Here is a 15121-nt window from a genome sequence, read left to right as displayed (position 1 = left end):
TCCCTCGCGTGGTTAGGCTGGCGACGTGGCCCGCTCGATCCCGCTGTTCCCGCTCGGGAGCGTCGTCCTCCCCGGACAGACGCTGTCGCTGCACGTCTTCGAGGACCGCTACCGCGAGCTCGTCGCCTACCTCCTGACCCTCCCCGAGGCCGAGCGCCGGTTCGGCATCGTCTCGATCCGCGAGGGGTACGAAGTCGGCGAGAGCGGCGTCCAGTCGATCCACCGGGTCGGCGTCGAGGTCGCCCTCACCGACGTGACCGGCTACGACGACGGCCGGTACGACCTCACGGTGGACGCGATCGGGCGGATCCGCCTCGACGCGGGCGTGACCGGCGAGAGCTTCATGTGGGGGCACGTCGAGGATCTGGACGAGCCGGTCGGGGAGGACGTCACCGTCGCCGCCGACCGTGCGCACGCCGTGTTCGACGCCTACCGGATCGAGCTCAACCGCTTCCGGCTGGACGCCCAGGTCGAGGAGCTGCCGGGCGACCCGGTCGACCTGTCATACCTGCTCGCCTCCAGCGCCGTCCTCACACTGCCCGACCGGCAGGAGCTGCTGGAGGCCGACGACGCCGCCGAACGGCTGCGCTACTACCACCACCTGATGGTGACCGAGATTGCCGCGATGCGTGCCGTCCCCAGCCTCCCCGCCGTCGACGTCGCACGGACGTCCTGGTCCCCCAACTGACCCCGTGGCCAAGAAGCAGTCCGCAGGCACGCCGGCGACCAGTGTGCTCGAGAAGGCGGGAGTCGCCTGGACGGCGCACCCGTACGACCACGACCCGCGCGCCGTCTCGTACGGGCTCGAGGCCGCCGAGGCGCTCGGCGTGCCCGCCGCTCAGGTGTTCAAGACCCTCCTCGCCGACTGCGACGGGACGCTCGTTGTCGGTGTCATCCCCGTCGACGCCCAGCTGGACCTCAAGGCGCTCGCGAAGGCGGTCGGCGCCAAGAAGGCCTCGATGGCCGATCCCGCGCTCGCCGAGCGGGTGACCGGCTACGTCGTCGGCGGGATCGCGCCGCTCGGTCAGAAGCGAGCCCTGCGCACGGTCGTGGACGCCAGCGCCGAGGAGTGGGACCTCGTGTACGTCTCCGGTGGCAGGCGCGGGTACGACATCGGCCTCGCCCCAGCCGACCTCGTCGCGCTCACCCGCGCCACGCTCGCCCCGGTCGCGCGGCGCTGAGCGGCCCGCCCGCAATCGCGCGGCGCGGCCGTCCGCGCGTTGCTAGAGTCCGCGCGTGCCGGTTCGGTCTGAGGAGGGCGCCGCGATCCGTCGGCCAGGCCGATGGGTGCTCGAGCGTGCCGACGGGATCGGCGGGTTCACGACAGGTCTGCGCTGGGAACGCCACGACGGGACGTCCGCACAGTGGGAGTCTCGTACGGCGCGCCGCCGCGGACGCATCCAGGTGCACGGCGCGGAGGGCGGCACCTCGGCGGTCGAGGCCGAGCCCACGACCGTACGGCGCCTGCGACGACTCAACGTGGTCGCGGCCGTGTCGTTCGTGCTCGGCGGGTCGCTCTTCGCCCTCGGGGCCTACCTCGCGCAGGCGGGGATCGGCGCGGCGCGGACGGTGGACGACGTCTATCTCGTGGGAGGCGTCTTCTTCAGCCTCGGCGGGTACGTCTCGGTCCTGCAGGCGACGAACGCACCGACCGAGATCGACGAGCACGGCACCCTGCGATCGGCGCGGTGGCGCTGGTGGAGGTCCCGGCCGCACGACCTCGGGTGGGCGAGTGCCGTGGTCCTCTTCGCCGGGACGCTGGCCTTCGGCGTCTCGCTGGTCGCCGCGTTCGCCGAAGACCTGACCGTACGACAGACCAACACGTGGATGTGGCTCCCGGACATGGCCGGCTGCGTGTGCTTCCTGGTGTCCGGCCACCTCGCCCAGCTGGAGATCGGGCACGGTCACGTGCGAGTGAGGAGCGCCGAGCTTGGCTGGTGGGTGGTCGCCGTCAACCAGGTCGGGTCGATCCTGTTCTTCTTCGCCGGCCTCGCCGCGTACACCCGTCCGGCGACCGAGGCCGTGCTCTACCTCGGCCTGGTCAACTGGGGGACGTTCGCCGGCGCGGCGGGCTTCGTGATCGGCGGGTTCCTGCAGATCTTCGAGAGGCCCGTCGCGCCGTCGGACAGGTGAGCCGGCGCCGTCAGCCGGGCTCGACGACCCCTGACGGCTTCGCCGGGTCCCACCGCAGGAGAGCGCCGACACCGTCGGTGAGGATCTCGTCGTCGTGGTAGACGATCGTGATCCCCGCATCCTGGACCGCAGCGGCGGTCCCGAGCGCCAGGTCCGCCCGCCGTGCCCGTGCGTCGCCGGACGACAGCTGTCTGATCTCGTCGCGGTGCATCGACAGCTCGAGCGGCTTGTCGCCGACCCAGACCTTGGAGTCGGCGAGCGTGCTCACCGGGCCCGCGGCCTCGTCGGAGATCAGCAGCTCCTCGACCTGGGCCTTGCGCAGGGCATCGAGCACACGGTTGATGCCGGTGACGGCCATCGCGTTGCGGCCCAGCTCCTGGCGGAACCGGTCGATCACCACCGACCGCCTGCGGACACGGAACTCCTCCAGCGCCTCGTCGATGCGCGTCTCGAAGGCACCGTTGACGCCGTTGTGACGGGCACCTCCCTGGACGTGCTCGGTCATCTCGCGTGCCGCGGCGCCCAGCGCGCCCTGCACCAGCGCCACCGCGCGTACGTCACCGGTCACGACGACCAGGTCGGGACGACGCTCGAGGACGATCCGGTCGAGATCTGCCGCGACCGTCTCGGCGTTGCGGTCCCAGGAGTCCTCGACCCTGCTCTCGATGCGCTTGTGCGACAGCCCGCCGCCCCGGATCTTGTTGAGCACGTCGTGCTCACCGTCGACGCTCTCGCGGTGAGGCTCGCCACCGACCGCGCCGGACGTCGAGTCGTACAGCGTGATGTCGGCACCCGTACGGTCGATCTCCGCGAGCAGATAGCGGACCGTGTCGTCAGCCTCGCGGGCCAGCGCGAACACGTCCGGGCCGATCGAGAGCACCGCCTCGTCCTTGCGAGGCGGGAACAGCAGCAGGCGATCCATGAGGATGCCGCTCTCCCCCGCGACGATCAGCCGCCCGTGCGGGCCCGAGGCCCGTGTCGGCTGCAGCGCCTGTTCCTCGAGGACGGCGGCCATCTCCTTGGTGATGCCCTGGCCGTCCAGGGACCGGCGAAGCTCCGACCATCGCGCGGCGACCGTTCTGTCTCCGCTCTCGGTGTCCCTGCTGGCATCCATCACCACCGTCGCCAGCATCTCGTCGGAAGGAAGCTGCTCGGTCAGCCACTGAAAGTGCATCCGCGCCCCTCTCTGCGTGGGTTCCCGGGACCTGCCGAGGCGACGCCGCGAGGCGGCCGCCGTCGTACGAGGTCACCGGCCTGCCTCCACCCTGCCCCAGGCAGGCGAAGCCGACAACCGCGATAGGCAGGCCGACGCATAGGCGCAGAGGGCCGGGGCGGTCAGACGGGCTCGGCGACGTGGATCTCCTCGACCGGCTCACGCGGGAGCATCAGCCAGGAGATCAGAAGGAGCGCCAACAGTGCGGCAACAGGCCAGACGAACAGAATCCCGTAGGCGTCGATCCCGAGCCGCGCGGGGACCTCGGCGCCGGCCGGCCGTGAGCCGACCTCTGGTGTGGGCGGCCCGAGCAGGACCCCGACACCCCACGCCACCAACGCGGCGACCGCGGCGCCGATCGCCGTACGGGCGACGACCCCGACCCCGCCCTCGCGCCCCCAGCGCCAGGTCGCGAACGCCGACCACACCGCCGCAGCGACCGCGCTGACCCACGCGTACGTGAGGAGGACACCGAAGGCCGCCGAGGCGGCGACCTCGTCGGCACTGAGTCCGGACCGGTCGTCGACCCGGACGACGGTGTACTGGAGGGGGTCGGCGAGCAATGCCCAGGCGACACCCGCCACAGCGCCGGCGACGAGGAAGCCGACGATGGTCGCGACCGTCCCCCGAGTCGCGGAGCCCTCGGTCCTCACGAGGCGAGACACCCTGGTCCGAGCAGGGCCTTGAGGTCGGCGATCAGCGACGACGACGGGCTCACCCGCAGCCGTGCGTCGAGCCGCATGAGCTTGGTGCTCCTGGTGCCGACCAGACGCAGATGCACCTCGGTCGCGCCGGGGTGGCTCGAGAGCACGTCGCGCAGCTGGTCGAGGGTCGGCGGGGTGCAACGCGCCGTCGGCAGCGTGAGCACGACCGGACCGTCGTGGCCGACGCTGAGGTCGGCCGCGGTCAGCTCGGTCGCCGAGAGCTCCGGAGTGTCTTCCTTGCGCTTGAGCCGACCCTTGACGACCACGACGGCGTCCTCGACGAGCAGGTGGCCCGACAGCGTGTAGACCGACGGGAACAGCATCACGTTGACCGCGCCCTCGAGGTCCTCGACGGTCACGATCGCCCAGGGGTCGCCCTTCTTGGTGAGCTTGCGCTGGATCGAGGTCACGAGGCCGGCGACGGTCACCTGCGCACCGTCGGGGCGCTCTTCGTCGGCGATCAGGTCACCGATCGTGCAGTCGCTGGCGGCGCGCAGGACGTGCTCGAGCCCGAACAGCGGGTGGTCGGAGACGTACAGGCCGAGCATCTCCCGCTCGTGGGCGAGGAGCGTCGTCTTGTCCCACTCGTCGAGGTCGGGGACGACGACCGACGTCCCTGCGAACCCGGCGTCGCTGTCGTCCAGACCGGCGAACAGCGAGTCCTGGCCGATCGCCTCGTTGCGCTTGAGGTCGATGTACTGGTCGACGGCGTCCTCATGGATCGTCACCAACGCGCGGCGGTAGTGCTTGAGCGAGTCGAACGCGCCGGACTTGATCAGCGACTCGATCACCCGCTTGTTGCAGACGACCGGAGGCACCTTGTCCATGAAGTCGGAGAAGTCGGTGAAGGTGCCCTTCTCGGTCCGTGCCTCGGCGATCGCGTCGACGACGTTGTGGCCGACGTTGCGGACCGCCGACAGGCCGAAGCGGATGTCGGGCCCCACGGCGGTGAAGTTGGCCTCGGAGTCGTTGACGTCCGGCGGGAGCACCTTGATGCCCATGCGACGGCACTCGTTGAGATAGATCGCCGACTTGTCCTTGTCGCCGCGCACGCTGGTGAGGAGCGCGGCCATGTACTCGGCGGGGAAGTGCGCCTTGAGGTACGCGGTCCAGAAGGAGACCACACCGTACGCGGCCGAGTGCGCCTTGTTGAACGCGTAGTCGGAGAACGGCAGCAGGATGTCCCACAGCGTCTTGATCGATGCTTTCGAGAACCCGCGCTCCACCATGCCGGCCGAGAAGTTCGCGAACTGCTTGTCCAGCTCGGACTTCTTCTTCTTGCCCATCGCGCGGCGGAGCAGGTCGGCCTGTCCGAGCGAGTAGCCCGCGAGCTGCTGGGCGATCGCCATGACCTGCTCTTGATAGACGATCAGGCCGTACGTCTCGCCGAGGATGTCCTCGAGGGCCTCAGCGAGGTCGGGGTGGATCGGCTCGACGTTCTCGCGGCCGTTCTTGCGGCGGGCGTACTTGTTGTGGGAGTCGGCGCCCATCGGGCCCGGTCGATAGAGCGCGCCGACGGCCGAGATGTCCTCGAAGCTGTCGGGGCGCATGCTGCGCAGCAGGGCCCGCATCGGACCGCCGTCGAGCTGGAAGACGCCGAGCGTGTCACCGCGCGACAGCAGCGCGAACGTCTCGTCGTCGCGCAGCGGGAGGTCTTCGAGGACGACTTCCTCGCCCCGGTTGTTGCGGATGTTGTCGAGCGCGTCATCGAGGACGGTGAGGTTGCGCAACCCCAGGAAGTCCATCTTGATCAGCCCGAGCGACTCGCAGGTCGGGTAGTCGAACTGGGTGATGATCGCGCCGTCCTGCTCGCGCTTCATCACGGGGATGATGTCGAGCAGCGGCTCGCTCGACATGATCACGCCGGCGGCGTGGACGCCCCATTGGCGCTTGAGGCCCTCGAGGCCGACGGCGGTGTCGACGACCTTCTTGGCGTCGGGGTCGGTGTCGTACAGCGACCGGAACTCGCCGCCCTCGTTGTAGCGAGGGTGCTCGGCATTGAAGATGTCCTTGAGCGGGACGTCCTTGCCCATCACCAGCGGCGGCATCGCCTTGGTGATCCGCTCCCCCATCGAGAACGGGTAGCCGAGCACGCGGGAGGCGTCCTTGACGGCCTGCTTGGACTTGATCGTGCCGTACGTAACGATCTGCGATACCCGGTCGTCGCCGTACTTCTCGGTGACGTAGCGGATGACCTCGCCACGACGACGCTCGTCGAAGTCGACGTCGAAGTCTGGCATCGAGACGCGGTCGGGGTTGAGGAACCGCTCGAAGATCAGGCCGTGGACGATCGGGTCCAGGTCGGTGATGCGCATCGCGTACGCGACCATCGAGCCGGCGCCGGAGCCACGGCCCGGACCGACACGGATGCCGTGCTCCTTGGCCCAGTTGATGAAGTCAGCGACGACGAGGAAGTAGCCGGCGAACCCCATCTTGAGGATGACGTCCACCTCGAAGTCGGCGCGCTTGCGCACGTCCTCGGTGATGCCGTCGGGATAACGCACGGCGAGGCCCCGGTCGACCTCCTTGAGGAGCCACGTCTCCTCCGACTCGCCCTCGGGGACCGGGAACCGGGGCATGAACGTGCCGTTGCCCTCGGTGAACTCGACCTCGCAGCGCTCGGCGATCAGGAGGGTCGACTCGCACGCCTCGGGCAGACCCGCATCGCGCTCCCACAGCTGGCGCATCTCCTGCGGGGACTTGATGTAGTAGCCGTTGCCGTCGAACTTGAACCGCGTCGGATCGGCGAGCGTCTTGCCGGACTGCACGCACAGCAGCGCCTCGTGCGCGGTGGAGTCGGCGGGGTGCGTGTAGTGCGAGTCGTTGGTCGCCACGAGGCGCAGGTCGAGGTCCTTGGCGAGCCTCAGCAGGTCGTCGCGCACGCGGGTCTCGATCGAGAGCCCGTGGTCCATCAGCTCCACGAAGAAGTTCTCGCGGCCGAAGATGTCCATGAACTCGGCTGCTGACTGACGCGCCTTGGCGTAGTTGCCGATGCGCAGCCAGGTCTGCACCTCGCCCGAAGGGCACCCGGTCGTCGCGATGAGGCCGTTGGCGTACTCGGACAGCAGCTCACGGTCGGCACGGGGCTTGTAGAAGAACCCCTCGAGCGACGAGCGGGACGACAGCCGGAACAGGTTGTGCATGCCGGCGGTGCTCTGGGCGAGCAGCGTCATATGGGTGAACGCACCCCCGCCGGAGACGTCGTCACCGCCGCCCTTGTTCCACTGGACGCGCTTGCGCTCCGTACGGTGCGTGTCGGGCGTGAGGTAGGCCTCCATGCCGATGATCGGCTTGACCCCGGCCGCCTTGGCCTTCTTGTAGAAGTCGTACGCGCCGAACACGTTGCCGTGGTCGGTCATCGCGATCGCGTCCATGCCCAGCTCGGCCGTCCGCGCGAACATGTCGGTCAGCCTCGCCGCGCCGTCGAGCATGGAGTACTCGGTGTGGACGTGCAGATGCACGAACGAGTCGGCGCTCGACATGGGGGTGGGGCCTCCTCAGGCACATGTTCGGGCGGGGAAGAGAAGTTCAGATTAGACGACCGGCACCGACAGATTCGACAGGCGCTCCGACGCAACCGCCACGGCGCCCGCGGGCACACTTCGGTCGGACTGGGGCACGGCTCAGTCGGCCGCGCGGATGACCTCGAGCGCGTGCTGGAGGTCATCGGGGTACGGGGACTCGAAGTCGACCCAGTCCCTCGTACGGGGGTGCTCGAACCCGAGCCGTACGGCGTGCAGCCACTGGCGCTCCAGGCCCACCCTCTTGGTCAGCGTCGGGTCGGAGCCGTAGAGCGGATCGCCGACGCACGGGTGCTTGAGCGCCGCCATGTGCACCCGGATCTGATGGGTGCGTCCGGTCTCGAGCTTGATCTCCACGAGACTCGCGAACCGGTGGGCCTCGAGCGTCTCGTAGTGCGTGACGCTCGCGCGCCCGTCGGCCATGACCGCAAACTTCCAGTCATGCTTGGGGTGCCGTCCGATCGGAGCGTCGACCGTGCCCTCGAGCGGGTCCGGATGCCCCTGGACGAGTGCGTGATAGGTCTTGTCCACCTCGCGGTTGCGGAACGCCCGCTTGAGCACCGTGTAGGCGTGCTCGGACTTCGCGACGACCATGAGGCCGCTGGTGCCGACGTCGAGCCGCTGGACGATGCCCTGCCGCTCCGGGGCTCCCGACGTGCTGATCCGGAAACCCGCGCCCGCGAGCCCGCTGACGACGTCCGGCCCGGTCCAGCCGACGCTCGGGTGGGCCGCGACACCTGACGGCTTGTCCACGACCACGATCTCGTCGTCGTCGTGCACGATCCGCAGGTTCTCGACGATCTCGGGGACGACCTCCGTGACGTCACGCTGACGCGGGATGGTGACCTCGAGGAAGGCCCCCGCCTCGACCCGGTCCGACTTGGCAGCCGGACGGTGGTCGACGGTCACGAGGCCGTCCGCAACCAGGTCGGCGACCCGGGTGCGCGACAGTCCAAGCAGCCGGGCGAGGGCCGCATCGAGGCGTTCGCCCGCGAGGCCGTCGGGCACGAAGTACGCCCGGTGCTCGGCCCCGACTGGATCAGCGGTCATGCCGGGCCCTTGTCCGGGTCGTCGGCGGCATCGCCGTCGGCGCTCCTGTCTTCGCCGGCGTCGGCTTCCTTCTTGGTGACCTTCGTCCCGTCCAGGCCGACTCCGCGGACCGTCTGGACCACGATGATCACCGCCGCCAGGTTGATCATGACGTCGGCGATGTTGAACACCGGCCAGTTGGGCGGCCAGTCCGGGAACTGGAGGAAGTCGACCACGTGGCCCTGCAGCGGCGACGGCTCGCGGAAGATCCGGTCGGTCAGGTTGCCCAGGGCGCCGGCGAGGAGGAGACCGAGGCCGATCGCCCAGAACGGGTCCCGCAGCTGGCGCGCCATCCGGATCACGACCACACAGACGGTGAGCGCGATGACCGTGAGCACGATCGTGAACCCCGTGGCCATGCCGAAGGCGGCTCCGGGGTTACGGACGAACGTCAGATGGAGGACGTGGGGGATCACGACGACCGGGTCCGCATCTTCGAGGCGGGCGACGGCGACGATCTTGGTGATGAGGTCGGTGAGGTAGCCGAGAACTGCCACCACCCCGAAGAGCACGATCCTTCTGGACCGTGCTCGGGGGTGGACGGAGTCGCTCTCGGGGGTCAGCGACGTTCCTCGCGTTGCTTGCATGTCATGCACAGTGTGGCACGCGGGAACGCCATCAACCGCATCTTCCCGATCGGCTGCCCGCAGTTCTCGCAGTTGCCGTAGGTCCCGGTCTCGATGCGCCCTAGTGCCTTCTCGACCTGGACGAGGAGGTCGCGGTGGTTCGCCACGAGCGACATCTCGGCGTCACGCTCGAGCGACGTGGAGCCCACATCGGCCTGGTCGTTGCCCGCGCCATCGACGCCGCCGCTGAGGAGATCGGCCAGCCCGCGCTCGGCGATCCCGATCTCGTCGAGGAGCCGCGTCCGGTCTGCCAGGAGGCCGTCGCGCACCTCTCCCAGCTCCTCGGCGGTCCACGGAGTCTCGTCCGGCTTGACGGCAAGCGACCCGGGCGCTGCCACAGTGGGGTTGGTCACAGTCTTCTTCGCTCCTGTCGTACGGGGCTTCGACACCGTTCTCTTCTTCGGTGGCGCCGTCTTCTTCGCCGTCGTCTTCTTGGCGACGGACTTCTTCGTCACGGTCTTCTTGGCGGGCGCCTTCTTTGCGGGCGTCGCCTTCTTGGCCGTGGTCTTCTTCGCCGTGGTCTTCTTGGCGGTGGTCTTCTTGGCCGTCGTCTTCTTCGCCGTGGCCTTCTTGGCCGGCGTCGCCTTCTTGGCCGCAGTCTTCTTGGCCGGCGTCGCCTTCTTGGCCGCAGTCTTCTTGGCCGGCGTCGCCTTCTTGGCCGCAGTCTTCTTGGCCGTGGCCTTCTTCGCCGCGGTCTTCTTGGCCGGCGCCGCCTTCTTCGCCGCGGCCGTCGCCTTCTTAGTCCGGCTCGCGGCCGCGGACTTCGTCGCGCCGACCTTGCGTGCGGCAGCCTTGATCGCCGCGGCGCCACGGCCCACGGCGTTCGTTCCTCGTGTCTTGGTCGTGCTTGCCATCTCTGTGCCCCCTCGATGTGCACGAAATGCCACACATCGAGGCGATCCGATCCGGATTGCCTCGATGTGACGTGGTGCCCGAACTGTAGGCGCGCCTCGAGAGGTTCACAAGCCGATTTGCCGTGTGTCGCCCAGAGCGTTCGCTTCCGGACAACGACCGACACCAGAACTCGTCCCCCGTCACCACGTCGGGCGTACTGGACTAGACTTTGTCCCAGCCGCAGGTATCGATGGGGACACGCGACGCGCGACCACCTGTGCCGAAGCGATCTGGGGACGGTGGGAGCCCGGAGCACAGCGCATGCCGCATCACCCCGGAGCCGCCGGAAGAACCGCCCCGTACGGGTTGACCGTACGAGGCGCAGTAGACCCGCGCAGCGGCGCGCCAAGAGAGGGCGTACGCCTCGCCGTACGTCAAGGAGGGTGGTACCGCGGGGCCCACAGGCCTCGTCCCTTCGCCAAGCCGAGCACCGCTCCAGACTTGTCGGAGGAACACCGTGACCGCCGCGTACCGCCCCGTCCCCGCCCACGTGGACCTGCCTGCCATGGAGCGCGACGTCATCGCGCTCTGGGAGAGCGAGGGCACCTTCGAGGAGTCTCTCGCCCGCCGTGAGGGCGCGCCCCGTTGGACCTTCTACGAGGGACCGCCCACCGCCAACGGCACCCCTGGCGTCCACCACGTGGAGGCCCGCGTCTTCAAAGACGTCTTCCCCCGCTTCCGCACGATGCAGGGCTACCTCGTCGAGCGCAAGGGCGGCTGGGACTGCCACGGCCTCCCGGTCGAGATCGCCGTCGAGAAGGAGCTCGGCTTCAACGGCAAGCCCGACATCGAGGCGTTCGGCGTCGCAGAGTTCAACGCCAAGTGCCGCGAGGCCGTGCTGCGCAACGTCGACCTGTTCGAGCAGATGACCGAGCGGATGGGCTACTGGGTCGACACCGACGACCCGTACCGCACGATGGACACCCCGTACGTCGAGAGCGTCTGGTGGGCGCTGCAGCAGATCTTCGACAAGGGGCTGCTCACCGAGGACTACCGCGTCGCGCCCTACTGCCCCCGCTGCGGCACCGGCCTGTCCGACCACGAGCTCGCCCAGGGGTACGAGACGGTCGTCGACCCCTCGGTCTACGTCCGCTTCCCCCTGACCTCCGGGCCGCTGGCGGGTGAGGCGTCGCTCCTGGTGTGGACCACCACGCCGTGGACGCTCGTGTCCAACGCCCTGGTCGCCGCCAAGGCCGACGTCACGTACGTCGCCGCGAGCAACGGCCACGAGACGCTGGTCGTCGCCGAGCCCCTTCTCGAGCAGGTGCTCGGCGAGGGTTGGACCGTCGACGCCCGGTTCGAGGGCACCGAGCTCGTCGGCTGGACGTACGACCGCCCGTTCGACCTCGTCGAGTGGCCCGGTCGCGCGCACTTCGTCGTCAACGAGGAGTACGTGACGACCGAGGACGGCACCGGCCTCGTCCACCAGTCCCCTGCCTTCGGCGAGGACGACTTCCAGTCGTGCCGCCGCAACGGCGTCGCGATGGTCAACCCGATCGACCCGACCGGCCATTTCGAGGCCGGGATCGACCTCATCGGCGGCGCGTTCTTCAAGAAGGCCGACGCCACCCTCGTCGACGACCTCGACTTCCGCGGACTGCTGTTCCGCCACGTCCCGTACGAGCACACCTACCCGCACTGCTGGCGCTGCCACACGCCGCTGATGTACTACGCCTCCCCCGCGTGGTACGTCCGCACGACGGCGGCCAAGGACGCGCTGCTGCGTGAGAACGAGGGCACCAACTGGTTCCCCGAGACGATCAAGTGGGGCCGGTACGGCGACTGGCTGCGCAACAACATCGACTGGTCGCTGTCACGCAACCGCTACTGGGGGACGCCGCTGCCGATCTGGCGCAACGACGTCGACCCGAGCAAGCTCGTCTGCGTCGGGTCGCTCGCCGAGCTGTCGGAGCTGACCGGCCGTGACCTGTCCGACCTCGATCCCCACCGCCCGTACATCGACGACGTCACCTTCACCGTCGACGGCGAGGAGGGCACCTACCGACGCGTCCCCGAGGTCATCGACGCGTGGTTCGACTCCGGCTCCATGCCGTTCGCGCAGTGGGGATACCCGCACCTGCCCGGGTCCGAGGAAAAGTTCCAGCAGGCGTTCCCGGCGCAGTACATCTGCGAGGCGATCGACCAGACCCGCGGCTGGTTCTACTCCCTGATGGCGGTCTCGACCCTCGTCTTCGACAAGAACTCGTACGAGAACGTCGTCTGCCTCGGCCACATCCTGGCCGAAGACGGTCGCAAGATGTCCAAGCACCTCGGCAACATCCTGCTGCCCGTGCCGCTGATGGACGACCACGGCGCCGACGCCGTCCGCTGGTTCATGGCGTGCTCCGGCTCGCCCTGGCAGGCACGGCGCGTCGGCCACGGCGCCCTCCAGGAGATCGTCCGCAAGGTGCTCCTGACCTACTGGAACACCGTGGCCTTCCACGTCCTGTACGCCCGTACGGCTGGCTGGTCGCCCGCAGACGGCGCTCCGCCGGTCGCCGAGCGCCCGGTGCTCGACCGCTGGCTAGCCTCGCGGACGCAGGAGCTCGTGGGCGAGGTGACGACCTGCCTCGAACGGTTCGACACGCAGCGGACGGGCGCACTGCTCTCGCAGTTCGTGGACGACCTCTCCAACTGGTACGTCCGCCGCTCGCGCCGCCGGTTCTGGGACGGCGACCCAGCCGCGCTCGCGACGCTGCACGAGACGCTGGACGTCCTGACCCGCCTGATGGCGCCGCTGACCCCGTTCGTGACCGAGCGGGTCTGGCAGGACCTCTTCCGCACCTCCGCCCCCGATGCCGCGCCCTCGGTGCACCTGGCATCGTGGCCCGTCGTCGACGAGACGCTGGTCGTGAAGGGGCTCGACGAGCAGGTCTCCCTGGCCCGGCGCATCACCGAGCTGGGCCGTGCGGCGCGTGCCGAGGCGAAGGTCCGTACCCGTCAGCCGCTGCGCCGGGCGCTCGTGCCCTCGCGCGCGTGGGACCAGCTCGGCCCCGAGCTGCGGGCGGAGGTCTGCGACGAGCTCAACGTCGGCACGCTCGAGTCGCTCGCCGGTGCGTCCGGCGACCTCGTCGAGTACTCCGCAAAGGGCAACTTCCGCAGCCTCGGCAAGCGCTTCGGCAAGCAGACCCCAGTGGTCGCGTCCGCTGTGGCGTCGGCGGACGCCGCCGCGCTTGCGGCCGGCGTCGCCGACGGCGGCGCGTACACGCTCGACCTCGAGGTCGACGGCGAGGACGTCTCGGTGACCGCCGACGACGTCATCGTCTCCGAGCGCCCGCGCGAGGGCTGGGCGGTCGTCAACGACCAGGGCGAGACGGTGGCGCTCGATCTCGAGCTCGACGACGCGCTGATCCGCGCCGGCGTGGCCCGCGAGGTCGTACGGATGCTCCAGGAGGCCCGCAAGAACGCCGGCTTCGAGGTCAGCGACCGGATCCGCGTCACCTGGGCGGCGTCGGGCGAGACGGCGGACGCCGTCCGCGCGCACACCGACCAGATCGCGGGCGAGGTGCTGGCGGTCGCGCTCGAGGAGGGCGCCGCCCTCCTCGACGGCTTCACCGCCACCGACGAGGACCTCGGCGTCACCGTCTCCCTCGTGAAGGCCTGACCGGCCGTTCGCTCCTCCCCTCCGAGCCCCAACGGCCACCCGCCACCCGGGCCCGCCCCGGCGGACGGGCAATACAGAAGGGCCCCGCTCGACCTCTCGGTCGGGCGGGGCCCTCTGCGTCGTACGAGTGGCTCAGGAGCGCACGTCGTCGTCGCCGAAGAGCGACTTGAGACGGCGCGGAGCGTGCTCCGGCGTCGACGAGTGCACGGCGGCCGGCGCAGCGGCCGTCGGCAGCGCTGCCGCGACCGACTGCTCACCCTCGAGGTTCGAGAGCTGAGCCTGGAAGTAGCTCTTGAGGCGGCTGCGGTACTCGCGCTCGAAGGTGCGCAGGCGCTCGAGCTCACGGTTGAGGTCGTCACGCTCCTTCTCGATGTTGCCGAAGGCCTGCTGGCGGCGCTCGGCGGTCTCGGCATCAAGCTTCTGGGCACGCATCCGGGCCTCGCTCTCGAGGCGCTCGGCCTTGCCACGCGCCTCGTTCTCGACGCGGTCGGCCTTGGTGCGGGCCTCGCCGAGAATCCGGTCGGCCTCGTTCTTGGCCGCCTCGACGAGCTCGTCGGCGTTGTGCGTCGCGATCTCCAGCAGCCGTGCGGCGGCACTCGACGCGTCACCGACCGAGGTGGTCGGGGCGGGAGCCGGGGTAGGAACGGGCGGGGGCGGCGGCGGAGCAGCGATCGGGGCCGGAGCCGGGGCGGGCGCGCGGAAGGAGTCGAACGACGAGGTCGGCGAACCTGAGCCGGTCGAGGCGGCGGCAAGCTTGCTCCGCAGGTCCTCGTTCTCCAGGGTCAGACGCTCGAGCTCGGCCTCGACCTCGTCGAGGAACTGGTCGACCTCGCCCATGTCGTAGCCCTCACGAAGCCTGACCGGGGTAAATCGCTTGTTCCGCACGTCCTCTGGCGTCAACGGCATGGTCTCACCTCGGGGTCATGTTTCATCGGACAGTCCTGACAACGGTACTCGGTGGGGGAAACAGCACCTGCGGCACCCCGCGGGACACCACACTAGTGCGCGACCCCTCCACCGAAGAAGGGTCCTGCTCACCTGAAGAAGATCTGTGCATTGACGATCTGCAGGAGATAGAGCCCGATGAGCAGCACCATCGGCGACAGGTCGAGCGCCATACCGCCGAAGCGGATGGGCGGGATGACCCGGCGCACGGCGCGCATCGGGGGGTCGGTCACCGAGTAGACGGCCTCGCAGATGACGAGGACGAAGCCCTTGGGCTGCCACGAGCGCGACAGCACCTGAACCCAGTCGATGACGAAGCGGGCCAGCAGGAGCAGGATGCAGGCCCACAGGATGAAGTTGATGATCTCGCCGACAACGACCATGGACGTCAG

The 15121-nt window shown here is 69.4% G+C and carries 12 protein-coding genes; 4 read left to right on the top strand and 8 right to left on the bottom strand.

The features are described 5' to 3' along the window. The first annotated feature begins 25 nt into the window (after positions 1-25). Genes HCT63_RS18730 through HCT63_RS18720 form a run of 3 tightly spaced genes read left to right on the top strand, consistent with a single transcriptional unit; the run spans position 26 to position 2133 of the window. Positions 26-688: an LON peptidase substrate-binding domain-containing protein gene (locus tag HCT63_RS18730; RefSeq protein ID WP_167008449.1), complete on the top strand. Its 663-nt coding sequence runs from the start codon at positions 26-28 to the stop codon at positions 686-688. Between the two features lie 4 nt (positions 689-692). Next, positions 693-1181 carry a Cys-tRNA(Pro) deacylase gene (ybaK, locus tag HCT63_RS18725; protein WP_167008446.1) on the top strand — a complete coding sequence of 163 codons (489 nt, stop codon included), beginning with the start codon at positions 693-695 and terminating at the stop codon, positions 1179-1181. A gap of 55 nt (positions 1182-1236) precedes the next feature. After that, positions 1237-2133: a hypothetical protein gene (locus tag HCT63_RS18720; RefSeq protein WP_208322515.1), complete on the top strand. Its 897-nt coding sequence runs from the start codon at positions 1237-1239 to the stop codon at positions 2131-2133. A gap of 10 nt (positions 2134-2143) precedes the next feature. On the opposite strand, the gene HCT63_RS18715 is transcribed toward HCT63_RS18720, so the two are convergent. The 6 genes from HCT63_RS18715 to HCT63_RS20760 all read right to left on the bottom strand — a co-directional run bounded on the left by HCT63_RS18715 (position 2144) and on the right by HCT63_RS20760 (position 10140). After that, positions 2144-3307 (bottom strand): Vms1/Ankzf1 family peptidyl-tRNA hydrolase, encoded by a 1164-nt coding sequence (locus HCT63_RS18715; protein ID WP_167008443.1) that lies wholly within the window; start codon positions 3305-3307, stop codon positions 2144-2146. Between the two features lie 161 nt (positions 3308-3468). Further along, positions 3469-3999 (bottom strand): hypothetical protein, encoded by a 531-nt coding sequence (locus tag HCT63_RS18710; RefSeq protein ID WP_167008440.1) that lies wholly within the window; start codon positions 3997-3999, stop codon positions 3469-3471. Then, the gene (gene dnaE / locus HCT63_RS18705) at positions 3996-7532 is read right to left on the bottom strand and encodes a DNA polymerase III subunit alpha (RefSeq protein WP_167008437.1); all 3537 of its coding nucleotides are present in this window, start codon (positions 7530-7532) and stop codon (positions 3996-3998) included. Before dnaE ends, HCT63_RS18710 begins: the two co-directional genes overlap by 4 nt. Before the next feature lie 141 nt (positions 7533-7673). Continuing rightward, positions 7674-8621: an RluA family pseudouridine synthase gene (locus HCT63_RS18700; protein ID WP_167008434.1), complete on the bottom strand. Its 948-nt coding sequence runs from the start codon at positions 8619-8621 to the stop codon at positions 7674-7676. Next, the gene (lspA, locus tag HCT63_RS18695; RefSeq protein ID WP_243843120.1) at positions 8618-9172 is read right to left on the bottom strand and encodes a signal peptidase II; all 555 of its coding nucleotides are present in this window, start codon (positions 9170-9172) and stop codon (positions 8618-8620) included. Before lspA ends, HCT63_RS18700 begins: the two co-directional genes overlap by 4 nt. 47 nt (positions 9173-9219) lie before the next feature. Next, a complete protein-coding gene (locus tag HCT63_RS20760) occupies positions 9220-10140 on the bottom strand; it encodes a TraR/DksA C4-type zinc finger protein (RefSeq protein WP_167008430.1) in 921 nt (306 codons plus the stop codon). Between the two features lie 497 nt (positions 10141-10637). On the opposite strand from HCT63_RS20760, the gene ileS reads away from it, so the two are divergent. Beyond that, positions 10638-13784, top strand: a complete 3147-nt coding sequence (ileS, locus tag HCT63_RS18685) for an isoleucine--tRNA ligase (protein WP_279587747.1) — start codon at positions 10638-10640, stop codon at positions 13782-13784. A gap of 132 nt (positions 13785-13916) precedes the next feature. On the opposite strand, the gene HCT63_RS18680 is transcribed toward ileS, so the two are convergent. Then, positions 13917-14690, bottom strand: coding sequence for a DivIVA domain-containing protein (locus HCT63_RS18680; protein ID WP_167008428.1), 774 nt, complete (start codon positions 14688-14690; stop codon positions 13917-13919). Between the two features lie 128 nt (positions 14691-14818). Then, positions 14819-15112, bottom strand: coding sequence for a YggT family protein (locus HCT63_RS18675; RefSeq protein ID WP_167008425.1), 294 nt, complete (start codon positions 15110-15112; stop codon positions 14819-14821). Between the last annotated feature and the right edge of the window lie 9 nt (positions 15113-15121).

This window comes from Mumia sp. ZJ430 (genome assembly GCF_011751845.1).
Taxonomy (GTDB): domain Bacteria; phylum Actinomycetota; class Actinomycetes; order Propionibacteriales; family Nocardioidaceae; genus Mumia.
This window is presented reverse-complemented; position numbering and strand designations above follow the sequence as displayed.